This window comes from Pantoea sp. AG702 (genome assembly GCF_003182295.1).
Taxonomy (GTDB): domain Bacteria; phylum Pseudomonadota; class Gammaproteobacteria; order Enterobacterales; family Enterobacteriaceae; genus Pantoea; species Pantoea ananatis.
Genome location: NZ_QGTU01000001.1, coordinates 517,982 through 541,892, shown reverse-complemented (window position 1 = coordinate 541,892; position 23,911 = coordinate 517,982). Strand labels below are relative to the sequence as shown.

The window sequence follows — 23,911 nt, the reverse complement described above, 5'->3', positions numbered from 1 at the left end:
CGACATTGAAGCCGCTGTATGACGATTTGTGGATCTCAACGCCGGAGTTTCCGGCCGAAGGTACCGAAGACATTATGATGCATGGTTTTTTGCTGCGTCATCCGCGCGGCAATTTACTGATTGGACGGGTAGAAAACCCGCTGGATCATGAAGTGCTGGCGGACGATAACGGCGTAATCCGGCATTACCTGACCCACTGGCATGAATCCGCGCCCGGCGCGGCGCGTATCCAGCAGCGCTTTAACAGCGCGCTCTACTGCCACAGCAGCTCATTGGGGCAGATCAGCCGCTTTGTCGAACCTGACGATACCTTCACGCAGCAGGAAACGCATTTTGGTGATTTTCACCTGTTGCCGACGCCCGGTCACACGCCCGGCAGCTGCAGCTATCTTTACGCTTCCCCTAACGGCCTGACCTACTTGTTTGTCGGTGATACGCTCACGCGTCAGCATGACCGCTGGATAACCGTGCTGGTGCCCGAGAGCAATCCTGCCGAACTGGCCGCTTCGCTGGAGCTCTACCGGACTCTGCGCCCTGACGTGGTGCTGATGAGCACCACGCGCGGCCATCTTTCATGGCAGAAAGTGACCCTGTCCGGCTGGCTGGCCGCTATCGACGAGGCAGAGCTGCACCCGCTGGATCTGCGCCAGCAGGCGGTGCTGTAGTTACAGGATTTTGGTCAGATAATGGCGCTGGTGATGGTGAATATAGTCGCCAAGCGTTAACCGGACGTGATAGCCCAACTTTTCGTAGAAGGGCCGAGCCTGAAAGCTGGCCGTATCGACCTGGGCAAAACGGCATCCTCGCTGGCGCGCCTCTTTTTCTGCCGCCAGCACCAACTGACTTCCTGTGCCCTGCCCCCGGAGCCTGTCGCTGACCCAAAGCAAATCGATGCGTAACCAGTTACCTGTCGTCGTACCGGTTAACCCTGCCAGCTTCTTCCCCTGAGAATCACAGATAAACAGCCCCAGCGGTTTAATCAGGTCCACGTCAAAAAATTTGCTGTTATGCGCATTCAGGCCCAGCCGGAGTTCATCCTGATCTTTACTGGTCACCTTATCAGTGAGGGTAATCTGCATTGGCATTCCTTATCGCGGCAAATCAGGAGTCGTTACGTTGTCTGTCGTCGTAGCGCTCAAGGCTCAGGACGTCCACGTCACGCTTCGCGCTGCGGCTGCAGGGCACCAGCGCGTCGCTGTCATGGTAGACAAAGAAGGTGTCGAGATTGCTTTTGTTGACGATCAACTGATCGCCGTTGCGGAAGCGGGTAATGGCCACTTTGTCACCGCCCTCAATCTGCGTGTTCAGTTGCCCCGCCGCAATCTGGAAGTGCTGTTTGGGCCAGGAGAGCGTACTCAGCCCATATTCAGCGCGTGAAATGGTCATGGTAGGCCGACCGGGACAATGGATCTGGAATTCGCTTTCGCTCCACGCTGACGCGCTATAACAGGCCAACAGGCACAGGGCAAGACGGACTGCTTTCATCTGATTTCCTCCGCTGAATACGTCATTTCCCATTGTCAGGGGAGTTTATCACAATAAAAGCCAGGCAGAGCAGGACGGGACAGGTTGCCGCAGGGATTCAGGCGTGCCGGAGAGACAGCCGCTCACCTGCCCTGCGCACCACCAGAAAACCGAACGGGCGGGATGGCATCGGGTAAACCACGGCTCAATTAGTCTGCAGCCACTTCTGCTGCGACCAACATTAACGCCAGGTCGGCGTGTTCGCTGTCGAAGCTGCTCATCACATCGCGAATTTCAGCGGCACAGGCAATGACCTGCTGCCTTTTTTCTGCATCCAGCGATTCGATGGCGTGGCGAATAATCATTAGGCTGGCTTCTTCTTCTTTCATCATTTATCCCTGAATTTGCTTAAGCGATGCGCAAAGATGGCAAGAATAACGTTTATTCCACCTCAAAGTCATCTTTTGCATTTCTGTTGCTTAACCTTTGAGCAAAGCACAAATCAGCCTGTGTCGCAGAACTGCTATGATCATGTTATTTGCGGCGCAACAGGATAGAATCGTTCACCGCTTTCATGGACTTGGGCAGGGACAGGATATGTTGCGATCGGTAGTTTTCATTTTTATGGCACTGCTTGCGGGCTGCTCATCGTCGCCGAAAGGCGTGGAATGCCCGGGCGAGGTCAGCACCCTTTACGGTCAGTCGCTGGGCCAGACCCAGGGGACGATTTTCGATCTGGTCACCTCATTTAGCGTCAGTCGGGACGGCGCAAGCGTGCAGAGCGGTCCGCTGCAGTCGCAGGATCGCTTCCAGTACATTCCTTCCGCCGTCACGCGTGAGGGTTATTATGCGCAACGCCTGTCGGACAAGCAGTTCCGGCTCATCAATCCCTATCAGGATACCCTGATCACCTGGACCTGCCCGTAGAGGGGTGAATCCGGGCGCAGAATGGTATAGTGTCAGGAAACGTCAAGAGACAGGTCATCCTTCACATGGAAAAGCGTCTGGATAACAACGGCTATATCGATTTTCCCTTCCCGGCGACCCGCAATGAAGACGGTACGGTCAATCCCTGCGGCATCGACTTAACGCTGGAAACAGAGCGCCTTGAAGAGGTTGCGGTGCTGCGCCACTCAGCAAACCTGCAGCGTCTGGTGGAAGAGGTGAATCTTCAGGACGGGCTGTTCATGACGCTGGCCTGCGACTGGCAACAGCAGGAAAACGCGGTGTGCGGGTTTATTGATATCGCCTTTCGTCCCGAGTTGCCTGGCCATTCACATGCTGAGACGCTGCAGCTGGAAACCGCGTTTTACACCTATCTCAAAGAGCAGGCGCAACAGCATGGGCTGGCAGCGGATGCGCTGGTCAACTATGCCCGTGCTGTACTCGACTGGGGCTGGTCGCCGCTGCAGCAACGTCAGCGCCGCTATGAAAAAATCACAATTCAGTACTACTGCCCTCAGTCGGAGGATGCGGAATGGTGCTTCGACCATATTCGCCACTTTCTGGTGAGCTGGTACCCTCAGTACGCCACCGCTCCGGGCAATGCCGTTTTGTGAAACAGCTGGTAATGATTTTTCCCTGCACACATTAGCCACTGGCGAGTTGCCGCGTTTCCCCGCTTCACGCCTCTGACTGCGCGCCTCTCAGGCCAGCGATATGACGCGGTGGCAGATATTTTCCCCTGACCTTTGCCTCCTGAACAGAAGATTAATGCGCCCTGGGGCAGCACGACGGCTAAGCTTTGCTACGCTTTAGGTGACTGTGATAACCAAGGAGATGAAGCATGTCAGGAAAAATTGAAGATGCAGTGAAAGAAGTCGCCGGTGCCGCAGAGCAACAATGGGGTGAAGTTACTGACTCCCCGCGTCACCGTGCCCGTGGTGCAGCACGCCGCTACACCAATCAGGCATCCTACGCCGCACGTGATGCCGCTGATTGCATCAAGGATCAGGTGCAGTCTAACCCGTTCGCGGGTCTGGCCGTAGCCGCTGGCGTTGGCGTGGTACTTGGCTTCCTGCTGGGCCGCAAATAAGTCTCAAAACGGGAGCGTTGGCTCCCGTTTTACCCTCATACCAGATCGCGCAGATGATCGTCTTTGTTTAACGTCATCAGTGCCGGTATTGTTACCAACGCCGTTGCCATCATGTACCACGCCGGAATATCCAGATTGCCCGTCTGCTTGACCAGCCCTGTAATAATCAACCCCGCACAGCCCGAGAAAACGGCATTCGATAGCGAATACGCCAGTCCCAGTCCGGTGTAGCGAACCCGTGTGGGAAACATTTCGGCCAGCATCGCCGGCCCCGGCCCTGCCAGTAAGCCCACCACACCGCCTGCAATAAACACCACCAGCGCTTTGCTGGGTAACGCCACCGTTTCCGCCTGCAGCACCTTCAGCAGCGGCATCGCCAGTAACAGCAACAGTACGCTGGCCACCACCATCACCCGGCGTCGCCCTATCCTGTCACTGAGTATCCCCGCCGGAATAATGGTCAAGGCAAACCCCAGATTGGAAATCACGGCGATCGCCAGCGCCTGGTGCAGTCCGGTGTGCAGGGCGGACTGAAGGTAGGCTGGCATAATGACCAGACAAGTGTAACCCGCCGCTGACCACAGCATCACGCGCGCCACGGCCAGCAGAATGGTTTTCAACGTCTGGAGCGGTGCGGCTTTGCCCCCCTTCTGCTGCTGTTGCTGACGGACAAAGCCGGGCGTTTCGTCCATTGCCAGCCGCAGCCAGAGCGCCACCATGCCCAGCGGTAATGCCAGGATAAACGGAATGCGCCAGCCCCAGGCCAGCATGGCTGGTGGGCTGAGCGTAAACGACAACAGCGCCACCAGCCCGACGCCAGCCAGCAGGCCCAGCGCCACCGTGAGCGACTGCCACGCGCCATACAGGCCGCGCTTGCCTCGCGGCGCAAATTCCGTCATCAGGGAGACCGCACCGCCGTATTCTCCTCCGGCAAACAGCCCCTGCAGGATACGCAGCCCGGTCAGGATCAACGGTGCTGCGATGCCCACTGAGGCATAGGTCGGCACCAGGCCAATGGCCGTGGTCGCCAGCGTCATGAACACCAGCACCATAATCAGCGTCGGTTTGCGGCCGATGCGATCGCCGATACGGCCAAACACCAGCGCACCCAGTGGCCGAAAGAAAAATGCGACGGCAAAGGAGGCCCAGGTGAGAATCAGCCCACTCAAGGCCGACTCGCCCTGTAACTGGAAAAAGTTCTGCGCAATCAGCGTGGCGAGAAAACCATAGATGGCGAACTCATACCACTCAATAAAGTTGCCAACCGAACCCGCAACCAGCGCACGTTTATGTTGCTTTACCTGGGGTGAATAGGTTTCCATTTGACTATCCTCAACTTGCAGCCTGCAAAAGCAGTACGGCGATAAGAGAGATAGTATAGAATTCCAGCAGATAAGGTTATGTATCCCAGACGAGAATAATGACATCACAGCATAATGCCCTTTTCAGTCATCTGAGCAGCGTGCTCAGCGCCGAGAGCAAAACCCCGCTCTATAAACGTTTCGTGCAGGTGATTAAAGACGCCGTGCGCGACGGCGTGCTGCGTCACGAAGAGGTGTTGCCCAGCGAGCGCGAATTTTCACACTCTCTGGGGATTTCCCGCATCACGGTGCGTAAAGCGATGGATGCGCTCTCTCAGGAAGGGATTGTTCATCGCTCGCGTGGCTATGGCACGCAGATTTGTCGCGCACTGGAATACTCACTGAAAGAGCCGCAGGGATTTTCACAGCAGGTCGTATTACGGGGTAAAAAGCCCGATACGGAATGGCTGCAAAAACATCGTATCCGTTGCGAAGATGACATTGCGCAGAAGCTGCAGCTGCCCCCGGACAGTGAGGTCTATTTGCTGAAGCGCCTGCGTTATGTCGATCAACAGGCCGTGTCCGTGGAAACGTCCTGGGTGCCGTGCGATTTGATCAACGATGCCAGCGACATCGGTATTTCGCTGTACGACTATTTTCGCCGCCACCAGATCCAGCCGGTGAAAACGCAAAGTCGCGTCAGTGCGCAAATGCCAGATGCCGAATTACAGCGCCTCATTGCCCTGCCCGAGCGGATTCCCGTACTGGTGATTAAGCAGTTGGCGCTGGATGCGCGCGATCGTCCTCTGGAATACAGCATCAGCTACTGTCGCAGTGATTTGTACGTGTTTATTGCCGAGTAAGGCACTGCTGCCAGTGGCGAATCAGCGCTGCACGGTCGGGGGCGGTATCGCCTCCACGCTGCGCAACCACGAATGATGCGACGGCATTCCCCAGCGCCACTGCGTTATCAAGTGGCCAGCCAGATGCGAGCGCAGCCAGTAATCCTCCCGTGTGGCTGTCACCGGCCCCAATCGTATCGACCACCGCCGTCTTGAATGCTGCGATCCAGCCGTACTGTCCGTGATGGCTGAAGGCTGCGCCTTCGCTATCCAGCCTGACCACCAGCGAGCTGGCAAAATGTTTTGCCCACTGGGTAATCAGCGCCTGCGCGTTAAAAGACCCGTCCTGCTGCAAACGCTGGTGCCAGACGTGTTCGGCTTCCTGGCGATTAAGCGTAATCAACGGCTGCAGCGCCATCACGCGCTGCCAGTGATCCGGCGCGATCGCAGGCAGACGCGGCCCAAAATCGATTGCCAGCCGCGGCCTGTTTGCCAGCCCTTCCAGCCAGGACAGCAGTGTTTCCGCATTCTTGCCGATGAGCTGATAACCCGACAGATACAGCCAGCCTTCTGCGTGAAGCGGAACAGAGGCCAGCATCGCCTCATCCCACTGGTTCTCCACCCCGGCCACCGACAGGAACGTGCGTTCTCCGTCGGGTTCAACCAGCGCCAGGCACCAGCCATTGTCGCCCTTGTGGGTTTCCGTGACGCTGGTCAGGCCACAGGCCGCAAGCTTTTGCCGGAGTAGCTCAGCCCAGACGCCCTGGCCGAGCGGTAACGCAGAAACGGCATCCATACCTAAGCGGTGCAGCGCCAGCGCCACGTTCAACGCACAGCCTCCCACGCTGATACTTTGCTGCTGCAGCGCGCTGTCGCCGCCGCGCTGGGGAAGCTGCTCGGCGCGGGCGATGACATCCACGACGGCGGCGCCCAGTACGACGATCGGGGCCCGGTTGCCTAATGTTGCCACACTGTGGGAATCAACCATGCGCCGCCTCCCGCTTGAGGCGAAAAGCGGTAAACGCCCGGCCGTAGCTTTCAAAGTCCAGTTTATTTACGCTATCCAGCTGCTGTCGGAGCGCAGGGTCAATGGCATCAATACCGTTAAGCGCACCACAAATGGCAACCGCCATCGCACCAATGGTGTCCGTGTCGCCGCCCAGATTGGCGCAAAGAATGGCGCAGCGGTTGGGATCGGTTCCTGCCAGTTCAACCATCGCGATGGCGGCGGGCACGGACTCGATGGTGCTGGTGCCTGTTCCCACCAGGGCATAGATGTTCTCCATAGTGGATTCAACACCGCGCCCCTGTTCAACGACCGAAAACGCCAGCTCAAGGCGCGCAGACATGGCCGCACTAAAGGTGGTTATCTGCCGCTCCTGCGCCGCACGCGCGACGGCAGGCAGCGCGTCACGAATCTGTCTCCAGCCTGCGCCCTCTATCGCCCGGGAAACGGCCCAGGCAATCACGGTTGCCCCGGCAATCGCGACGTCGGCCTTGTGGGTGGGGCTGGAAGCCAACGCAACCGCATCAATAAAACCGTGCAAATCTCGCGCGGGTAACAGGCAGCCCAGCGGGGCAATACGCATCGCCGCCCCATTAGTCAGGCCGTTGTTTTCCAGCGCGCTGATCGGCTGGCCGGCCTGTAATGCGCGCAGCGCGATTTTTGATGTGGGCCCCAGAACATTTTTATTAAACGCGTCAAACCCTTCTGCCCAGCGCAGGATGTTAAGACCAATGGTTTCAGCGACGATCTCTCCGTCATGACGGATGATGGCATCGGCCAGCGCCAGCGCCATCGATGTATCGTCAGTGAACTCGGCGCGGCCGAAATAGCAGGCGGCGTTATTCTCTGCCGGGCCGGGCAGAAAACGATCAATCCAGCCAAAATGTGCTTTCACGCGGCTTCGCGGCCAGAGTTCTGACGGCATGCCCATGGCATCGCCAAGCGCCTGACCATAAAATGCGCCGGTGATCCTTTGTTGTACGGTAATCATCTTCTCTTCCTTATTTTTGGCTTTCCGTCGCGGCGGCAGGCTCAACCACGTTAAGCTCATCGCTGCGTTTTTTCGTATCGCGGAACAGCAGAATAAACGCCACGGTAATCAATATGATCATCACGCTGCCAAACAGCCACATTCCCGCCCAGTTGAACGTCAGGCCGTTGCGCGGTTGACCATAGGCAAACATCTCCTGCATCAGATAGCCCCCCAGGCGATAACCTAACAGGCTGCCGATTCCCTGACAGGCCAGGGTAATTAATCCCTGCGCCGCATTGCGCATGCTCACAGGGGATTTTTTATCGACGTAGATGTAGGCAGTAATAAAGTAAAAGTCATAGCTGACGCCGTGCAGCAGAATGCCCATAAATAACAGGCCATAGGTGAGCAGGTTCTGATCGCTGCCAAAAACAAAAAACAGATAACGCAGCGCGGCCGTCACCAGGCCGAGCAGCAAGACCTTGCCGATACCAAAACGTTTGATAAAGAACGGCAGCGCCAGTAAAAACAGAATTTCGGACATCTGCCCTAACGTCATCCAGCCCGTGGCGTGCGCCAGGCCCACTTCGGTCAGGAAGCCCTCGGCAAAAATGTAATAGAACGCCAGCGGCATACTGAACAGGAAGGAACAGACAAAAAAGACCAGGAAGCTGCGATCTTTTAACAGATGCAGGGCATCCAGGCCCAGCGCGGTTCGCACACTAAAGGCGCCGGTACTTTTAGGCTCCGTGGCGGGCAGCATAAAGGCGAATATACCCAGCAGCAGCGAGCTGGCGGCGGTAATCAGCAGCGGCACATTGCTGGCGGAGATGTCGCCAAAGCCCAGTAACGACGGCAGAAAACCGCAGACGATACCGGATGCGATCCAGCCGAGCGTACCCAGCACGCGGATACGCGGATAATCACGCTCCACGTCTGCTACATGCGAAAACGCAATGCTGTTGGTGAGGGCAATCGTGGGCATATAGGTCAGCGCATACAGCAGCAACAGGGGAAAGAAACCGCTGAAGTGCGTTTGCTGCGCCGCGAAGTACATCAGCCCGGCGCCCACGCTCATCAGCACACCCAGCACTTTCTGGGCCTGAAAAAAGCGGTCTGCCAGCGATCCCACCAGAATGGGCGACAGAATGGCGGCGATGGAGGTACAGGCATAGCACCACGCAATCTCGACGGGCGTGAAACCATTTTTGCTAAGGAAGGCCCAGAGCGGGACAAACCACGCGCCCCAGATAAACCATTCCACAAACATCATCAATGACAGGCTGGCCGTTTTCGTTTTCATTATGGTGTGTTCCCCGGTGTTGGTAAGGCCAATCTAACACCACAAACATAACCTTTATAATACCTTTGGGTGGAATTTTGAGCTACCTCCCATTCTCGGTGAGAACGGTTTTATGCGCGCCACGGGAACCGGTGGCGTCTTCTGTCTGGTCTCACCCGACCGCCGGATGCGAGACGTTGAGCACTTAATGCTCTGGAAAGGCAGCGCGTCTTTGCAGGCGGTTCGTGCTTACAAACACGCCACCGGCCGCAGGCTTTGGGCTTTGGGCTTTGGGCTTTGGGCTTTGGGCTTTGGGCTTTGGGCTTTGGGCTTCGGGCTTCGGGCTTCGGGCTTCGGGCTTCGGGCTTCGGGCTTCGGGCCGCAGGCAACCACAATGCGGCCCGCACGGCATCCTCTAACAACGTATGCGGTTCCTGGCCCAGAAAAATCACCCGTTGAGTATTTTCCCTCCGGACAGGCCGCTGCCACAAATAACGCATCTCAAGCATTTCATGTAGCGTGGTATGAAATGGAGCCCGCGCAGAAACACGCCACCAGGCTGTAAGGCGGCGGAATTCGCTCGCCTTCAGGCTCATTCTCCAGGCGCGTCTCTGAACAATGCAGCCGCGCTGCTCATTTCTGGACATCCTTCTTTTCGCTTTGCTGACATACAGATTCTTGTGCATTTATTACACTGCACGCTGAGAATGAACGTTCATTACAGGGTAATTCATGAAAACTTTTCAGCGCAGTATGATCGTCGGGCTGGTCGTGATGATCGCGGGCTGCGATCAAAACAGTCCTCCCGCCGATGCCAACATGACCACCGAAGTCGGGGTAAAAACGTTGCAAAGCGCATCGGTGACACTGGACAGCCAGCTTGCCGGGCGCGTCACCGGCAGTATGACGTCTGATGTCAGGCCGCAGGTGGATGGGATCATTCAGAAACGTCTGTTCACCGAAGGCGATGAGGTGAAAGCCGGACAGGTGCTGTATCAGATCGATCCGGCCAGCTATCAGGCCAGCTACGATCAGGCCGTCGCACAACTTAAGAATGCGCAGGCTCTGGTGAAGAGCAGCAAACTGAAAGCCGAACGCTATGCCGCACTGGTGAAAGATAACGGCGTTTCACGTCAGGATGCGGATGATGCGCAGGCAACGTATCAACAGAACGTTGCTTCCGTGGATCAGTACCGTGCTGCCGTCGAAAGTGCGCGCATCAACCTGAATTACACCCAAATCAAAGCGCCGATTAGCGGTCGCATTGGGATTTCATCGGTTACGCCTGGCGCGCTGGTGACCGCCAGCCAGACCACCGCGCTGGCGACGATTCGCGCACTGGATCCCATCTATGTCGATCTCACGCAATCCAGCGTGCAATTGCTCAAACTGAGACGCCAACAGGCGTCACTGCAGCAGAACAAAGATGACGTGCCCGTGACGGTGAAACTGGAAGATGGTACGACCTACGATCATCCCGGCAAGCTGGAACTGACCGAGGTCTCGGTGGATGAGGCGACGGGCACTGTGACGCTGCGTGCGATTTTCCCCAATCCCCAACATGAACTGTTGCCGGGCATGTACGTGCGCGCCAGCGTCACCAACGGCGTGAAAAGCGATGCCATTTTGGCGCCTCAGCAAGGCATCACCCGTGATGCGAAAGGCAATGCTACCGCGCTGGTGGTCGATAAAGAGAACAAAGTCGAAAGTCGCGACGTAGTGACCGACCGCGTAATCGGCAATAACTGGCTGATTACTTCCGGCCTAAACCAGGGTGACAAGCTGATTGTTGAAGGCACCGCAAAAGTTCAGGCGGGCATGCAGGTGAAAGCGGTAGACGTCTCTTCGGGCGATAACGCTCCGACCAGCGAGGGTCACTGATATGTTGGCGCAGTTCTTTATCCGTCGGCCGGTCTTTGCCTGGGTGATCGCCCTTTGCATCATGCTGTTCGGTATCCTGAGTATTCGCAGCCTGCCCGTGGCGCAGTATCCCGATGTGGCACCGCCACAAATCAGTATTCAGGCCACCTATACGGGCGCATCGGCGGAAACGCTGGAAAGCAGCGTGACCCAGGTCATTGAGCAACAGCTCACCGGACTGGATGGACTGCTCTATTTCAGTTCGACCAGTACCGCATCCACCGGTCAGGTGAAAATCAATGTCACGTTTAAACAGGGCACCGATCCCGATATTGCTCAGGTCCAGGTGCAGAATAAGGTGCAGCAGGCCGAAAGCCGCTTGCCGAGCGCCGTGACCTCACAGGGCGTGACCGTGCAGAAAGCCCAGAGCGACTTTCTGCTGATTTTGGCGGTGTACGATAAAAGCAATAAAAGCAGCTCTTCCGATGTCGCCGACTATATGGTCAGCAACATGGAAGACACGCTGGCGCGCGTGACAGGCGTCGGTAACGTACAGGTTTTTGGCGCCGAGTACGCGATGCGTATCTGGCTCGATCCCAGCAAGCTGGCGTCGTATTCGCTGATGCCTTCTGATGTCACCACCGCTCTTGAGAGTCAAAATACCCAGGTGTCTTCCGGGCAGCTGGGCGCGCAACCGTCCAGCAACACACAACAACTGGTGGCGACGGTACGTTCGCGTTCACGCCTGCAAACCCCTGAGCAGTTCCGCAACATTGTGCTGAAAAGCCAGGCCGATGGTTCTGTGGTCCGTCTGAGCGATGTCGCACGCGTAGAAATGGGCGATGAAGACTACAGTGCCAATGTCATGGCGAACGGCCATCCGGCATCCGGTATGGCTATCCAACTGGCATCTGGCGCTAATGCACTCTCCACCGCCGAAAAGGTGAAATCCACCATTGACGAATTCCGGAGCAGCATGCCGGCGGGCTATGAAATAGCCTATCCGCTCGACAGCACTGACTTCGTTAAAATCTCGATTGAAGAAGTGGTGAAAACGCTGGTCGAAGCGGTCATTTTAGTGGTGATTGTGATGTTTGTGTTCCTGCAAAACATCCGCACCACGCTGATTCCCACGATTGCAGTTCCGGTCGTTCTCCTGGGCACCTTTGGTGTGCTGTCTTTCTTTGGTTATTCGATTAACACGCTTACCATGTTCGGCATGGTGCTCGCCATTGGCTTGCTCGTCGATGATGCCATCGTCGTGGTTGAAAACGTCGAACGCGTGATGCGCGAAGAGGGATTACCCCCGCGAGAAGCAACCGAGAAATCGATGAGGGAGATTACTGGTGCGTTGGTTGGCATCGCGCTGGTGCTCTCTGCCGTGTTCCTGCCGATGACCTTCTTTAGCGGTTCAACAGGCGTGATTTACCGTCAGTTCTCTATCACCATCGTCTCTTCCATGGTGCTGTCGGTGATTGTGGCGCTGACGCTGACGCCCGCCCTCTGTGCCACCTTGCTTAAACCGCACAATCACGACAGCGGTCGCAACGGTTTCTTTGGCTGGTTTAACCAGCGCTATGAAAACGTGCAGGCACGCTATCAACGTGGCGTCGGGAAGGTCATGCACCGTTCCCTGCGCTATCTGCTGCTGTACGGCGTGCTGTTGATCGGCTGTGCCGTACTCTATATGCGCCTGCCAACCGGCTTTCTGCCGACCGAAGATCAGGGTTACATCATGGTGCAGTATCAGTTGGCACCGGGCGCGACGGAAAATCGCACCCGTGAAGTCCGTCGTCAGGTCCAGCAGTATTTCGCCACCCAGGAGAAAGATAACGTTAACGTTAGCATGCTGGTAGACGGCTTCAGTTTTGCCGGTAACGGACAGAATGCGGGGGTCGGCTTTATCTCGCTTAAGAACTGGCGTGACCGTAAAGGCAGTGAGAACAGTGCTGATGCGATTGCAGGCCGCGCCATGGCGGCGCTGTCGCGGATTCGTGATGCCCAGATCTTTGTGCTGTCGCCGCCCGCCGTCTCCGGGCTGGGTCAATCCAACGGCTTCACGTTTGAGCTGCAAGCGCGTGGTGCTACCGCACGCGATCAACTGCTGAAAATGCGCGATCAGCTGATTGCAAAAGCGAATCAGGATAAGGATCTCAGCGCTGTACGTGCCAACTCGCTGCCGGACCTGCCGCAGCTGGATGTCAGTATCGATGATGCGAAAGCACAGTCACTGGGCCTGACCATCAGCGACATCAATAATACGCTCAGCGCAGCCATTGGCGGCAGTTATGTCAATGACTTCTCCGACCGCGGCCGCGTGAAGAAAGTCTATATGCAGGGCGATCAATCGTTCCGCAGCAAGCCAGAGGATATTGATCAATGGTATGTCCGCGGAACAGACAGCAGCAATAACACCACCATGGTGCCCTTCTCGTCCTTTGCCTCGTCGAAATGGTCCTATGGCCCGGATGTGCTTTCACGTTACAACGGCCTGGCATCCTATGAAATTCAGGGATCGGCCGCCGAAGGGAAAAGCTCCGGGGATGCCATCACCGCAATGGAAAAACTTGCGGCGACCTTGCCTGCGGGCACCACCTTCGCCTGGAGTGGGCTCTCTTATCAGGAAAAACTTTCCGGTAATCAGGCGCTGTCGCTGTATGGCATTTCACTGGTTGTGGTGTTCCTGTGCCTGGCCGCCCTGTATGAGAGCTGGGCAGTGCCGCTTTCGGTGATGTTGGTGGTGCCGTTGGGCGTCATCGGCTCACTACTGGCGATTACGCTGCGTGGCCTGGAAAATGACGTTTACTTTCAGGTTGCGCTGCTCACGATCATCGGACTTTCCTCGAAGAATGCCATTCTGATTGTGGAGTTCGCTGAAGAGCACTACCGCAAGGGCGAGAGCCTGATAAACGCGGCGGTTCATGCGGCGACGATGCGCTTGCGTCCCATCATCATGACCTCACTGGCCTTTACCGCAGGCGTACTGCCGCTGGCGATCTCCACGGGCGCGGGGGCCAACAGCCGTATCGCCATCGGTACCGGTATTATTGGCGGCACCTTAACCGCCACCCTGCTGGCTATTTTCTTTGTACCGCTGTTTTTTGTGCTGGTCCGCCGGGTCTTTCCGGCACAGCCGCATGACACTGCCCGGTCAACCGACTCAGCAGCGAAGGTGAAGGAATAATGACCATGACTGCAAAACTTTTCACCGTGTTTTTACCCTGCTTCCTTGCGGGCTGCGTGTCGCTGGATCCGCATTATGATCGTCCTGTGGATGCCGTGAAGGCGACAAACCCGACCGGGGAAGCCTACCCTAACCTGCAAGGGACTGCCGTCAATTATCGCGCTATCCGTTGGCAGGATTATGTGCTGAACAGCCAACTCAATCAGGTTGTCGGCATGGCGTTGGACAGTAGCCGCGACTTACGTGAAGCGGTGGCGAGTGTAAAATCCGCGCATGCGCAATACGCTGAGCAACGTGCCGATCTCTTCCCGTCATTGAGCGCCGGTGTCAGCGGGACGCGCTCACGTGCCCTGACGGGCGAAGGCAATCAAACGGCGCTGGGCAATTCTTACTCTGCCGAAGGCAGTGTCAGCGCATTTGAACTGGATTTATTTGGTAAGAATCAAAGCCTGTCGCGCCAGCAGTATGAAACCTACCTTGGTACCCTGGAGGGCGCGCGGAGTACGCGCCTGACGGTGCTGTATAACACCATTGATTACTGGCTTCAGTTGGCGGCGGATCGCAGCAATCTGGCCATTGCGAAAGAGACAGCTGAGAGTGCGCGGCAGTCACTGGACGTGACGCGCAAGCGCATGCAAAACGGTGTGGATTCGATGGTTGATGTGGCGTCTGCGGAAACCACCTATCAGTCTGCGCAGGCGGATGTGGCCAGCTATACTACCAGCGTGGCGCAGGATAAGAATGCGCTGGATCTGGTTGTTGGAAAACCTGTACCCGATACGTTGTTGCCGCAAAATCTTGAATCGATTGGCCATGCGTTGCGCGATGTGCCCGCAGGGATATCGTCGGATGTCCTCAATAATCGTCCTGATGTCTTGCAGGCTGAGCACAACCTGAAGGCGGCGAATGCCAACATCGGGGCAGCGCGGGCCAATTTCTTCCCCAGCATTTCACTGACCGCCAGCGGTGGCGTTGGCAGTGCCGATCTCGCCTCGCTGTTCAAAAACGGCGTGGGAATTTGGTCGTTTTCCCCCAGTATCTCGCTGCCTGTCTTCAAGGGCGGCTACAACGTGGCCTACCTGAATTACACCAAAGCGCAGAAGGAGTACTACGTGGCGGCGTACGAAAAGTCGGTGCAGACCGCTTTCCGCGAAGTCGCGGATGCCCTGGCGCGGCGCGGCACCATCAACGATCAATTGACCAGCCAGCGTAACAATGTGGCAGCCTCACAGATTTACGCGCATCTGGCCGATCTGCGTTATCAAAGCGGCGTGGATACCTGGCTGAATGCGTTAACCGCCCAGCGAACGCTCTACTCCGCCAGAACCCGTCTGGTCAGCGTGGAACAGGCGTACTACCAAAACCTAAATACATTCTACAAGGTGATGGGAGGCGGCTCGGCGCGACAAGCGTCTGAACAAACGGTAGATGTGCGTTGAACGCCCAAATGCGCAGGGATGCGCACCCGACAAACTGCGCGCAATAACATCGCGCGCTGCCCTCAATAGTGGAACAGGGCAAATCCCGATACACGGACATCAGGCCATTCTGTGTCAGAATGTGTGACGGCGATTCCCTCGCCCCGGAGCCTCGCGTACCATGTCAGAATAAGTCAATAAAAAGGGCCGCATATCGGCCTGTATTCAGGAGAGTTTTTTGAGCAAGCCTGATAATGAAACGTTCTTTAAGCAGCGGCAGCAACTGATCATTTCAGCCGCGAAGAACTGCTTCAGCCGTTCCGGTTTTCACGGTGCAAGTATGGCCGATATCAGTCGTGAATCCGGTTTAGGTGCAGGTCAGCTTTATCGCTACTTTAACAGTAAAGAAGTGATTGTCAGTGAAACCATAAAAAGTATCGCAGAAAACTGGCGGACGTTTTTGCTGCATAGTTTGGCGCACGAAACGCACACCGCCAATATTATTGATACCGACTCGCCCTTTTGGCAGAACTGGTCTCCTGAGGACCGGTGTTTATTACTGGAAATGTATTCCGAAGCCTCACGTCATGAATCAGTGCGCTCAATGCTGGCCCGCGAGGAAGCCTTATTGGTCGCAGATCTGGACAGGCTATTCAGGCAGAAAATGCCGACAGAAAGTCCACTCCAGCGCAGCAACCGTATCCAGTTTTTGCTGATGCTGGTGGATGGCGTCGCCTGTCATGCATATGGAGATAAAAATGTGGATCAGCAGGAACTGAGCCGGATCAATGCTGTACTCGACCGTCACCTGTTTTGATGCGTTACTCAGCATCCGGTTGGTGGATGTCATGGCTAACCGCCTTAAAGAACGGCATAAAGCTGTCTTCTGTCTCGCGGCGTTTCATAAAACGGCGAATGATCATGCCGTCTATTACCAGGGAAACCACATGCAATCGTGCATGGATGATGTTCGCCTCCAGTGCCGGATTGAGCGCCTGTTGCTCAGTAATAAAATTCTTTTTTAAAACCTGCCAGGCATCGTGAAGAATCTGACGAATACGCGCATTACGCGTGGATTCGGATGATATCTCGATGAGCAACACAATGCTTTGTTCGACTTCTGGTGACGCCAAATCTCCCGGCAGATGCGTCACTCTCCCCGCGTTCGCCATTTTCTCGAAGTCGGCTTTCAGTAACACGATCATACGCTGCACCACTTTCGTGACCAGTGCTTCAACGATCGCTTCCTTATTTTTATAATATTTATAAATCAGCCCGATGCTGACATTTGCCTGACTGGCGATACTCTGAATGGAGGTTTGATAAAACCCTTTTTGTCGCATGCAGTATTCGGCTGCATCAAGAATTTCTTCGCTGCGATTCATCAGGATACTCAGAAGATAAAAGAAATGACTTTAGTGTCTGTCATTACCAATAGCTATGGCAAGTGGGTAAGGCATTTCACGTCCTGTCGTATTCGGCGTGATGAAACAACCCCCTTTCCTGCGTCCGTTTGCCTGACGGTTGTCTTCCATCAGGCGAACGGGCGTTGCTCAACGAACTGCGCGTGGCTTTTCCATACGAAATCCCATGCCGATGAGTCGGCCAAAAATAAAGCGTAAAAAGGGATATTTACGGATGATGCCGGGCATTTTGCTTTTGCCTTCCCCATCCGGTTTCTTTTTACTGCTCATTTTTATTTGCAGGAACTGCGTCGCAACGGTGGGAAACTGACGGCGCTGCTGTACTTTTTTCAGATCCCTGAACGTGACCTTCCTCTTTAACAAAGGCCGGGTAAGCAGATTCGCCGTGGCCACCGCATCCTGGATGGCAAGATTAACCCCCACTCCGCCAATGGGTGACATCGCATGAGCCGCATCACCGATGCAGAGCACGCCCGGTTTTGCCCACTGATTCAACCTGTCGATACGGATTGACAGCAGTTTGAAACTCTCCCAGCTGTCAATTTCCGCCAGCCGTTCGACGCTAAAAGGGGAGACGGTGGCAATGTTGTGTTTCATCGCGTCAAGCCCACGGGCCTGGATCGCCTCAAACTGCCCTTTTTCAATCGTCAGCCCACACTGCCAGTAATCGCCCCTGTCGATCACGATAACGTTATTTCGCGGGCCAGTGTGGCCCATCCCTGACTGCGGATCCTCTGGCTGTTTGTTCAGGCGAAACCACAAAACGTCGCGTGGTGAGCCAAAATGCTGGCTCACCAGTCCGGCCTGTGCGCGAACGGCAGAGTTACGCCCGTCTGCCCCCACCACCAGGCGGGAACGTATCTCAACGGGCTGACCCGACTGTAAGGCCAGAACACCCCGAACCTCACCCTCTTCGATGATCAACTGGCTTAACGAGGTGGATTTTAGCAGGATGAAGCCGGGAAACTGCGCGCTCTGTTCCGCCAGAAAATTCAGGAAATCCCACTGCGGCATGAAGGCGATAAAACGGCACTGCAGCGGCAGGCGCGAGAAATCGGCCATCGTGACCTCCTCGCCCCCCATTTCCGCCTGCAGCTTTTCCGCACGCTGATGAGGAAGTTTCAGCAGATCGTCCAGCAGGCCCAGCTGATGCATGACCTCCAGCGTAGAAGGATGGATCGTGTCACCACGAAAATCGCGGAGAAAATCGGCATGTTTTTCCAGCACGACAACCTGTAAACCGGCGCGGGCCAGTAGATAGCCCAGCATCAAACCGGCCGGGCCGCCGCCGACGATACAGCAGTCAGAGATAACGTGTTCAGTGGATGGCATAGCTTACCCCTCATAATATGCGTGGTAAGTGTATGCCACTGCGGATGATTTAAGTACCGAGGAACGACAGGGATAAGCGTTGTTGTCCCGGCCAGACCAGGTGCACGAGTGCAACAGCGTGGTCATCTGGCGTTCTCTTCTTTTATCTCTACCAGCACCAGCGGACATTTTCTGACCTGGCAGGCGTGATGATAGGCCATGGAGCATACGGAGCAATAATCGGCAGAATCTGACTGATACTCGTACTCCTGAAAATAGCGAAAGCCGCCGCTGTCAGCATCGGCGCGCGCGCTGTAGAAAGCATGGTCAGCAAGCTGCTCGTCCAGCTGCATGAACGTAAGTGCGGAGGGGTTGTGATAACCCACTTTAATGCGATATGTGGTCATAGTGACGAGTATTGCTATGCAAAGCTGCATTAGCCAGACATTTTGGGTGTTGACTGTGATAGTTAAAAATTATCAAAAACGTTGCTGACCTTAGTAAACCTCAGCGTCACTAAACCTTTCCTGCGCAAATAGGCATCGGTCTTTTTTTAAGCATGAGACACCTCTTTTGCCCGCTTCTCTGCACATATTCAGGCGCCCGGCGGACGTTAAATCCTGTTCAGCCACCCTTTCTCTGAGTGCGTAATCGCCGACATAAAAAAACCAGACCGCTATATTTATACTATTTAACGTCACCGTGATGATTCCCTGTGAAAACGTCGCTGGAAGACAAACAAATAAAATTGTCAAAACACTTAAACAACTATCATTTAACTGTAAAGGTACACTTTAGGATAAATATAACAAATCAACTTTAGGTACTCTACATGTTGCACAATAAGGCACCGGAAACTCTACGCAAGGTAAAAAACAGCAGACTCAATTTAACAAAGAATTTTAATAATTTAATGAACAGACAGAACAGAGCGTTTAGTTTTGCACAACGATAAACCTTAACTTTTTAATAAATGACGCAGAATTTATCATTTTGTGCTGTTTTTTTATTGATCCTTTTCCCTTGAGGACGGGAATAATCCTGGGCGACCGTAAATATTCTTAATATGGAAACTGTACAAAATAATCATTTAATCATCGTAATTTTAACATTCTCAGGAAGATTACCGCTTAATGAAGCATCACAATTGTGCGTAACCGACATCAGAATTTTCTTGGTTAAAGAAGCCGATCTTTCTTTTAACCCGTTGAAGGAAAAGGAAACCCACTGTTATGATAGGTCAACTTTCTTAACAAGCGGTAGAAATCGGCTGATGAGAAGGATAACCAAAGAGGATGTTCGCTGCTCAAGTTGTAAATATTGTTGCCAACTGACGAGCAATACCCAGGAAGAGATATTGCGATGCCCAATTCAAAAGATTGCCGTATGGCCAGGCAACAATCATTTTTTGATAAAAGGCGTTTTGTCGTTGGTCGCCGGAAGATACGAAAGCCTGTTCTGCAGAGGATGTATATTTGTTGACTTTTCGATTCATAACCTCCGTTATTTTACCAGCAAAAACTGGATGGATTATCTGCGAGGGACCGGCCTTGCCATTATTATCATCAGCGATCGCCGAATGGAATCTCTGGCGTCATTTTGGCGGAGACAGGAGCCCACGATAAATACTGTGATTTATGCGGATGGTAAAATTGAGGATATTAAAAAAGCGGTTAATGCCTGTTATTACGGATTAAAAGGAGGTGAAAGGAAACGCGTCAACGCCTTGACGCTGGAAGAAGTTAAATTTTTGGACCTTGCCAATTATGGCCATTCGCTGGGTGAAATTTCCAGCGAAATGAAACTTGGCGTTAAGAAGGTTTACATCATTAAAGACGCTGTCAGAAGGAAAACTGGAATCAATCTTAATCAGTTACTTTCCAGTTAATTGATCATAAAGGAAGATAAAATGACTTATCACACCAATAAATTTAGTTTGTCTCTGATTGTGAGTGCCTTTCTGCTGTCAGGATATGCACAAGCAGATTCTGCTAATACCATTAATTTTCAGGGCGAAGTCTCTGATGAAACCTGTTCAGTTGCCATTAACGGCAATGAGAGTTCACCCGTTGTACTGCTTCCTACCGTAAGTAAAGCGGATTTAGATACCAGTGGTAAGACGGCAGGTAAAACTGACTTTACCGTCGGTCTGACAGGCTGCAGCGGTTCAGCGACCACCACCCAAATCTCAACGGTATTCGTGGGCAATAACGTGAGCGCAGCAGGTAACCTGACGAACACCGGGTCGGCTGAAAATGTTGAGATTCAGATGCTGGATACGGCGGGTACGGTAATCAACCTGACGGGGGGCTTTACCGGTAGCGGCGACTTAAGTTTATCCGCGAATGAGACTGAAAAGTCAGCGACCTATGGCGCGCAATACTTTTCAACCGGGGTGGCAACATCCGGTACGGTCGCTGCCTCCATTCAGTATGCCATAACTTACCGTTAGTTCTGTTCGGGTGCGCCACGGTTATTATGGGGCGCACGTTTTTTTGAGGAATCAAATATGGAAAACCGCTGGCTGGTGTTTGCGCTAAAATTATTTTTCATTACTTTCCTGTTCTTACTTGCAGTAAATAACGCCAGAGCGAACGTGACTATTCTGGGTAGCCGTGTCATTTACCCTGCCAGTGCCAAAACCGTTGATGTGCAGTTAAAAAACAACGGTGATATCCCCTATGTTATTCAGGCCTGGTTTGATAACGGCGATGCCAATTCTCAACCTGAGCAAAGCAGTCAAACGCCCTTTATTGTGACACCACCCGTTTTTCGTATACAGCCCAAGACGGGCCAAATTGCACGAATTATATTCAACGGTAGCCTGCCTCTCCCTCAGGATCGGGAGTCTGTCTTTTGGTTTAACACATTGCAGATCCCCCCTGCGAATCTGAAAAATGAAAATAATCAAAATGCCATGATGGTCATGTTACGAAACCGCCTTAAAATCTTTTACCGTCCTGTTTCAGTGGGAAACCCGAATAACATATTAAAGAATATCTCGCTTAAATTCGTTCACGATAATCATAAAGGGCTGGGCATTGAAATCAATAACCCTCAACCCTGGCATGCTTCATTACTCGACATTTCATTTAAGGTGGCAAATCAAGACCTGCATTCCGATGCTGATATGATTCCGCCTTTTAGCAAAAAAACCTTTTGGTTCAGTGCGGATAAAAAACGTTTACAGGGCGTAAACATTGTCTCCGTTGCTGCAGTTAACGACCAGGGAGCCAGAATAAGTGAAAACTATAAGGTTGAAATTAATTAACTCAAAATTAATTGCATTCACCATTTCGATTTCCTTTTCTCAACATGCTTACTGCGAAGATTATTATTTTGACTCAAGTCTGTTTAAAGGCTCGGCATTTGGACAGAACATTGAACAATTTAATCAGAACGCCACGCCTGCTGGCAATTATCTGGTCGATATTTATCTCAATAATAAACGGGTTACATCCGGTGTCAAAATCGCGTTTATCCAGTCTGACCTCCAACAGGATGCGGAACCTTGCCTTCCGTCAAAGGTTGTTGCCTTGCTGCAGCTAAAAGTGCCACCCACGCCTGAACCTGAAGAGCAGTGTCATCCACTGGGTTACTGGTCATCAGACGGTCATTGGCAATTTGATCCGGCATCACTGCAATTACAGCTCACGATCCCAAACTCAAGCCTCGATAAGAAGCCGAGAGGTTACATCCCTACATCTGAATGGGAAGAAGGTATTAGTGCAGTATTTTTACGGCACAACACCAATTACACCTGGACCGAAAACCGTACATCTGATTATCGCTATCAATATTTATGGAGTGGGATCACCGCGGGTACCAATCTGATGAAGTGGCAGTTCCGTCATCAGGGTAATGCGCGCTATCTCAATGACAGTGCAGGCGGCAGTCGATACCGTTACAACACCGTGAAAAGCTGGGTACAACGCCCGCTGGAACAGCTTAACAGCATACTGTCTTTAGGTGACAATGCCACCGACAGTTCCCTGTTTGGCAGCCTGGCTTTTAACGGGATTAAATTGTCTACCGACCCACGGATGTGGCCACAAGGCAGGCGGGGTTATGCCCCTGAAGTCAGGGGCGTGGCAACCTCCAGCGCGCGGGTTGTCATTAAACAACTGGATAAAGTGATCTATGAAACCACAGTGCCTCCAGGCCCTTTTGTCATTGATGACTTGTACAATACGCGCAATCAGGGTGACCTCGCTGTTGAGGTCATTGAAGCTAACGGTAAGCGTTCGACCTTTACCGTTCCTTATGCTTCCGTTCCAGACTCTGTGCGCCCGGGCAACTGGCAGTACTCGCTGGCGCTGGGACGGGTTCGCCAATATTACCGTGTCAATAACACCTTTTTTGAGGGCATTCTGCAACGGGGCATCAGTAATCGCCTGACGGCGACGGCGGGTACCAGGCAGGCAAACGATTATCAGGCGTGGCTGTTAGGTGGCGTGCTGGCAACAGAGATCGGCGCACTGGGAATGAACAGCACCTTTTCACATGCGCGGGTTGAACAGAACAAAACAGCGTCAGGCTGGCGTGCGGAGATCAACTACAGCAAGACGTTTGACACAGGCACCAACCTGGTTCTGGCTGCCTACCGGTATTCAACGAGTGGGTTCCGTGATTTGCAGGATGTTCTGGGCGTGAGACGTCAGCAAGACGCAGGCATTCAGTATTATTCTGATTCGTTAAATCAGCGTAACCGTTTGACTGCCACACTGAGTCAGTCCATGGACAGATTCGGTTTGATCAGTTTGAGTGCCAGTACTGCTGATTACTACAATAACCAGTCGCGCATCACGCAATTGCAACTTGGCTATAGCAACACCTGGAAAACTATCAGCTACGGTATCAACATAGGTCGTCAGCGTACGGTCTGGTATAACAACCGCTATGATTCAGGTTTTTCCCTACAGCAGGATGACAGCCGCCAGCAAAAATACACCGAAAATACCTTTTCACTCAACGTATCCATTCCGCTTGACTGGGGTAAAAGCCTCTCGTCAGTCGCTTATAACGTTAATCAGTCCAGTCAAAATCGCAACACATCCCTGTCGCTGTCGGGAACGGCAGGCGATAACCGTGACTTATCTTATTCACTCTACTCTGGCCTCGATCAGAACCGGGATGGGCAGCGCAATCGTGCCCTGAGTTTCGGTGGCAATCTGCAACAAAATACCCGACTGGGTGCGGTACGCGCCAGTTATGGGCAGGCCGAGAGTTATCGCCAGGTCGGATTAGGCTCGTCAGGCACCCTGGTTTTGCATCGCGGTGGGGTGACGGTGGGCCCCTATACCAGTGATACGTTTGCGTTAATAAAAGCCGAGGGCGCGCAAGGCGCGACAGTGCGTAATGGTCAGGGTGCTGTTGTGGATGCGTTCGGCTATGCCATTTTACCTTCTCTGACCTCCTATCGCGAAAACACCGTCAGTCTGGACACACTCAACATGCAGGCTGACGCGGAACTGAGCGGTGGAAGTCAACGCGTGGTGCCTTATGCCGGTGCGGTGGTGCAGGTGCATTTCGCCACGCTCAAAGGCAAAGCGGTCCTCATCAATCTGAAGACAGCCAACGGTGAGATGCCGCCCATGGGCGCTGAGGTCCGTGACGCAGAGAATACGGTAATCGGCGTGGTTGGCCAGGGGGGGCAGCTATATGCGCGCGTGCCTCACGACTCGGGGGTGCTGCGCGTAAGCTGGAATAACAACGGGCCGCAGCGCTGCCGGGTTAATTATCAGATTACCGGCCAGTTTGACAGCCAAATCATCCATCTCGACAGCCTGTGTAGCAAGGAGTGATGCAGTG

Annotated in this window: 23 protein-coding genes; 13 read left to right on the top strand and 10 right to left on the bottom strand. The window is 53.9% G+C overall.

Annotation, left to right across the window (positions count from 1 at the left end; all coding sequences use genetic code 11):
- Positions 1 to 5: 5 nt before the first annotated feature.
- Complete coding sequence (locus DFO57_RS02590; RefSeq protein ID WP_110015029.1) at positions 6 to 665, top strand: MBL fold metallo-hydrolase; 660 nt, start codon at positions 6 to 8, stop codon at positions 663 to 665.
- Here the strand turns inward: DFO57_RS02590 and DFO57_RS02585 are convergent, their stop codons facing one another.
- The 3 genes from DFO57_RS02585 to DFO57_RS02575 all read right to left on the bottom strand — a co-directional run bounded on the left by DFO57_RS02585 (position 666) and on the right by DFO57_RS02575 (position 1,853).
- Positions 666 to 1,079 (bottom strand): GNAT family N-acetyltransferase, encoded by a 414-nt coding sequence (locus DFO57_RS02585; RefSeq protein ID WP_022623584.1) that lies wholly within the window; start codon positions 1,077 to 1,079, stop codon positions 666 to 668.
- 22 nt (positions 1,080 to 1,101) lie between these two features.
- Positions 1,102 to 1,485, bottom strand: coding sequence for a hypothetical protein (locus tag DFO57_RS02580; protein WP_014606096.1), 384 nt, complete (start codon positions 1,483 to 1,485; stop codon positions 1,102 to 1,104).
- Between the two features lie 188 nt (positions 1,486 to 1,673).
- A complete protein-coding gene (locus DFO57_RS02575; RefSeq protein WP_033765874.1) occupies positions 1,674 to 1,853 on the bottom strand; it encodes a hypothetical protein in 180 nt (59 codons plus the stop codon).
- Positions 1,854 to 2,061: 208 nt separating this feature from the next.
- On the opposite strand from DFO57_RS02575, the gene DFO57_RS02570 reads away from it, so the two are divergent.
- The 3 genes from DFO57_RS02570 to DFO57_RS02560 all read left to right on the top strand — a co-directional run bounded on the left by DFO57_RS02570 (position 2,062) and on the right by DFO57_RS02560 (position 3,499).
- A complete protein-coding gene (locus DFO57_RS02570; protein WP_015700529.1) occupies positions 2,062 to 2,391 on the top strand; it encodes a hypothetical protein in 330 nt (109 codons plus the stop codon).
- A 65-nt stretch (positions 2,392 to 2,456) separates the two neighbouring features.
- Positions 2,457 to 3,023: a hypothetical protein gene (locus DFO57_RS02565; RefSeq protein WP_110015028.1), complete on the top strand. Its 567-nt coding sequence runs from the start codon at positions 2,457 to 2,459 to the stop codon at positions 3,021 to 3,023.
- A 227-nt stretch (positions 3,024 to 3,250) separates the two neighbouring features.
- The gene (locus DFO57_RS02560) at positions 3,251 to 3,499 is read left to right on the top strand and encodes a YqjD family protein (RefSeq protein ID WP_013025421.1); all 249 of its coding nucleotides are present in this window, start codon (positions 3,251 to 3,253) and stop codon (positions 3,497 to 3,499) included.
- A 35-nt stretch (positions 3,500 to 3,534) separates the two neighbouring features.
- On the opposite strand, the gene DFO57_RS02555 is transcribed toward DFO57_RS02560, so the two are convergent.
- Positions 3,535 to 4,821 (bottom strand): MFS transporter, encoded by a 1,287-nt coding sequence (locus tag DFO57_RS02555; protein WP_105077739.1) that lies wholly within the window; start codon positions 4,819 to 4,821, stop codon positions 3,535 to 3,537.
- A gap of 98 nt (positions 4,822 to 4,919) precedes the next feature.
- On the opposite strand from DFO57_RS02555, the gene DFO57_RS02550 reads away from it, so the two are divergent.
- Complete coding sequence (locus DFO57_RS02550; RefSeq protein WP_014593467.1) at positions 4,920 to 5,663, top strand: GntR family transcriptional regulator; 744 nt, start codon at positions 4,920 to 4,922, stop codon at positions 5,661 to 5,663.
- On the opposite strand, the gene DFO57_RS02545 is transcribed toward DFO57_RS02550, so the two are convergent.
- From DFO57_RS02545 to DFO57_RS02535, 3 genes are read right to left on the bottom strand one after another with little or no spacing between them, the layout of a single operon-like run.
- A complete protein-coding gene (locus DFO57_RS02545) occupies positions 5,650 to 6,630 on the bottom strand; it encodes a PfkB family carbohydrate kinase (RefSeq protein WP_110015027.1) in 981 nt (326 codons plus the stop codon). The genes DFO57_RS02550 and DFO57_RS02545 overlap by 14 nt on opposite strands.
- On the bottom strand, positions 6,623 to 7,639 hold the full coding sequence (locus DFO57_RS02540) for an ADP-ribosylglycohydrolase family protein (protein ID WP_022623587.1): 1,017 nt from the start codon (positions 7,637 to 7,639) through the stop codon (positions 6,623 to 6,625). The genes DFO57_RS02545 and DFO57_RS02540 overlap by 8 nt, the downstream gene beginning before the upstream one ends.
- A gap of 10 nt (positions 7,640 to 7,649) precedes the next feature.
- Positions 7,650 to 8,924, bottom strand: coding sequence for a nucleoside permease (locus DFO57_RS02535; protein ID WP_110015026.1), 1,275 nt, complete (start codon positions 8,922 to 8,924; stop codon positions 7,650 to 7,652).
- Positions 8,925 to 9,635: 711 nt separating this feature from the next.
- Here DFO57_RS02535 and DFO57_RS02525 point away from each other — a divergent pair.
- The 4 genes from DFO57_RS02525 (at position 9,636) to DFO57_RS02510 (ending at position 16,182) form a co-directional block, all read left to right on the top strand.
- Positions 9,636 to 10,784 (top strand): efflux RND transporter periplasmic adaptor subunit, encoded by a 1,149-nt coding sequence (locus tag DFO57_RS02525; RefSeq protein WP_110015025.1) that lies wholly within the window; start codon positions 9,636 to 9,638, stop codon positions 10,782 to 10,784.
- Position 10,785: 1 nt separating this feature from the next.
- Entirely contained in the window at positions 10,786 to 13,947 is a 3,162-nt protein-coding gene (locus tag DFO57_RS02520) for an efflux RND transporter permease subunit (protein WP_110015024.1), read from the top strand.
- Positions 13,947 to 15,386, top strand: a complete 1,440-nt coding sequence (locus DFO57_RS02515; RefSeq protein WP_078828604.1) for an efflux transporter outer membrane subunit — start codon at positions 13,947 to 13,949, stop codon at positions 15,384 to 15,386. Before DFO57_RS02520 ends, DFO57_RS02515 begins: the two co-directional genes overlap by 1 nt.
- 217 nt (positions 15,387 to 15,603) lie before the next feature.
- Entirely contained in the window at positions 15,604 to 16,182 is a 579-nt protein-coding gene (locus DFO57_RS02510) for a TetR/AcrR family transcriptional regulator (RefSeq protein ID WP_014606105.1), read from the top strand.
- A 4-nt stretch (positions 16,183 to 16,186) separates the two neighbouring features.
- Here DFO57_RS02510 and DFO57_RS02505 read toward each other — a convergent pair whose 3' ends face one another.
- The 3 genes from DFO57_RS02505 to DFO57_RS02495 all read right to left on the bottom strand — a co-directional run bounded on the left by DFO57_RS02505 (position 16,187) and on the right by DFO57_RS02495 (position 18,507).
- The gene (locus DFO57_RS02505) at positions 16,187 to 16,750 is read right to left on the bottom strand and encodes a TetR/AcrR family transcriptional regulator (protein ID WP_013025411.1); all 564 of its coding nucleotides are present in this window, start codon (positions 16,748 to 16,750) and stop codon (positions 16,187 to 16,189) included.
- A 168-nt stretch (positions 16,751 to 16,918) separates the two neighbouring features.
- Positions 16,919 to 18,121, bottom strand: coding sequence for an FAD-dependent oxidoreductase (locus DFO57_RS02500; RefSeq protein WP_015700535.1), 1,203 nt, complete (start codon positions 18,119 to 18,121; stop codon positions 16,919 to 16,921).
- 122 nt (positions 18,122 to 18,243) lie between these two features.
- The gene (locus DFO57_RS02495; RefSeq protein ID WP_019105685.1) at positions 18,244 to 18,507 is read right to left on the bottom strand and encodes a hypothetical protein; all 264 of its coding nucleotides are present in this window, start codon (positions 18,505 to 18,507) and stop codon (positions 18,244 to 18,246) included.
- 659 nt (positions 18,508 to 19,166) lie between these two features.
- Between DFO57_RS02495 and DFO57_RS02485 the strand changes: the two genes are divergently transcribed.
- The 4 genes from DFO57_RS02485 to DFO57_RS02470 are packed head-to-tail and all read left to right on the top strand — an operon-like array spanning position 19,167 to position 23,904.
- Positions 19,167 to 19,988 carry a hypothetical protein gene (locus DFO57_RS02485; protein ID WP_015700536.1) on the top strand — a complete coding sequence of 274 codons (822 nt, stop codon included), beginning with the start codon at positions 19,167 to 19,169 and terminating at the stop codon, positions 19,986 to 19,988.
- A 21-nt stretch (positions 19,989 to 20,009) separates the two neighbouring features.
- Complete coding sequence (locus DFO57_RS02480) at positions 20,010 to 20,552, top strand: fimbrial protein (RefSeq protein WP_014593456.1); 543 nt, start codon at positions 20,010 to 20,012, stop codon at positions 20,550 to 20,552.
- A 57-nt stretch (positions 20,553 to 20,609) separates the two neighbouring features.
- Entirely contained in the window at positions 20,610 to 21,371 is a 762-nt protein-coding gene (locus DFO57_RS02475; protein WP_013025406.1) for a fimbria/pilus periplasmic chaperone, read from the top strand.
- On the top strand, positions 21,343 to 23,904 hold the full coding sequence (locus DFO57_RS02470; protein ID WP_015700538.1) for a fimbrial outer membrane usher protein: 2,562 nt from the start codon (positions 21,343 to 21,345) through the stop codon (positions 23,902 to 23,904). Before DFO57_RS02475 ends, DFO57_RS02470 begins: the two co-directional genes overlap by 29 nt.
- The last annotated feature ends 7 nt before the right edge of the window (positions 23,905 to 23,911 follow it).

Coding starts and splice junctions, on each gene's coding strand:
- DFO57_RS02545 (WP_110015027.1), bottom strand. CDS start 6,630: ATGGTTGATTCCCACAGTGTGGCAACATTAGGCAACCGGGCCCCGATC.
- DFO57_RS02525 (WP_110015025.1), top strand. CDS start 9,636: ATGAAAACTTTTCAGCGCAGTATGATCGTCGGGCTGGTCGTGATGATC.
- DFO57_RS02570 (WP_015700529.1), top strand. CDS start 2,062: ATGTTGCGATCGGTAGTTTTCATTTTTATGGCACTGCTTGCGGGCTGC.
- DFO57_RS02580 (WP_014606096.1), bottom strand. CDS start 1,485: ATGAAAGCAGTCCGTCTTGCCCTGTGCCTGTTGGCCTGTTATAGCGCG.
- DFO57_RS02540 (WP_022623587.1), bottom strand. CDS start 7,639: ATGATTACCGTACAACAAAGGATCACCGGCGCATTTTATGGTCAGGCG.
- DFO57_RS02475 (WP_013025406.1), top strand. CDS start 20,610: ATGGAAAACCGCTGGCTGGTGTTTGCGCTAAAATTATTTTTCATTACT.
- DFO57_RS02520 (WP_110015024.1), top strand. CDS start 10,786: ATGTTGGCGCAGTTCTTTATCCGTCGGCCGGTCTTTGCCTGGGTGATC.
- DFO57_RS02565 (WP_110015028.1), top strand. CDS start 2,457: ATGGAAAAGCGTCTGGATAACAACGGCTATATCGATTTTCCCTTCCCG.
- DFO57_RS02575 (WP_033765874.1), bottom strand. CDS start 1,853: ATGAAAGAAGAAGAAGCCAGCCTAATGATTATTCGCCACGCCATCGAA.
- DFO57_RS02555 (WP_105077739.1), bottom strand. CDS start 4,821: ATGGAAACCTATTCACCCCAGGTAAAGCAACATAAACGTGCGCTGGTT.
- DFO57_RS02585 (WP_022623584.1), bottom strand. CDS start 1,079: ATGCAGATTACCCTCACTGATAAGGTGACCAGTAAAGATCAGGATGAA.
- DFO57_RS02515 (WP_078828604.1), top strand. CDS start 13,947: ATGACCATGACTGCAAAACTTTTCACCGTGTTTTTACCCTGCTTCCTT.
- DFO57_RS02485 (WP_015700536.1), top strand. CDS start 19,167: ATGGAAACTGTACAAAATAATCATTTAATCATCGTAATTTTAACATTC.
- DFO57_RS02505 (WP_013025411.1), bottom strand. CDS start 16,750: ATGAATCGCAGCGAAGAAATTCTTGATGCAGCCGAATACTGCATGCGA.
- DFO57_RS02495 (WP_019105685.1), bottom strand. CDS start 18,507: ATGACCACATATCGCATTAAAGTGGGTTATCACAACCCCTCCGCACTT.
- DFO57_RS02500 (WP_015700535.1), bottom strand. CDS start 18,121: ATGCCATCCACTGAACACGTTATCTCTGACTGCTGTATCGTCGGCGGC.
- DFO57_RS02560 (WP_013025421.1), top strand. CDS start 3,251: ATGTCAGGAAAAATTGAAGATGCAGTGAAAGAAGTCGCCGGTGCCGCA.
- DFO57_RS02535 (WP_110015026.1), bottom strand. CDS start 8,924: ATGAAAACGAAAACGGCCAGCCTGTCATTGATGATGTTTGTGGAATGG.
- DFO57_RS02480 (WP_014593456.1), top strand. CDS start 20,010: ATGACTTATCACACCAATAAATTTAGTTTGTCTCTGATTGTGAGTGCC.
- DFO57_RS02550 (WP_014593467.1), top strand. CDS start 4,920: ATGACATCACAGCATAATGCCCTTTTCAGTCATCTGAGCAGCGTGCTC.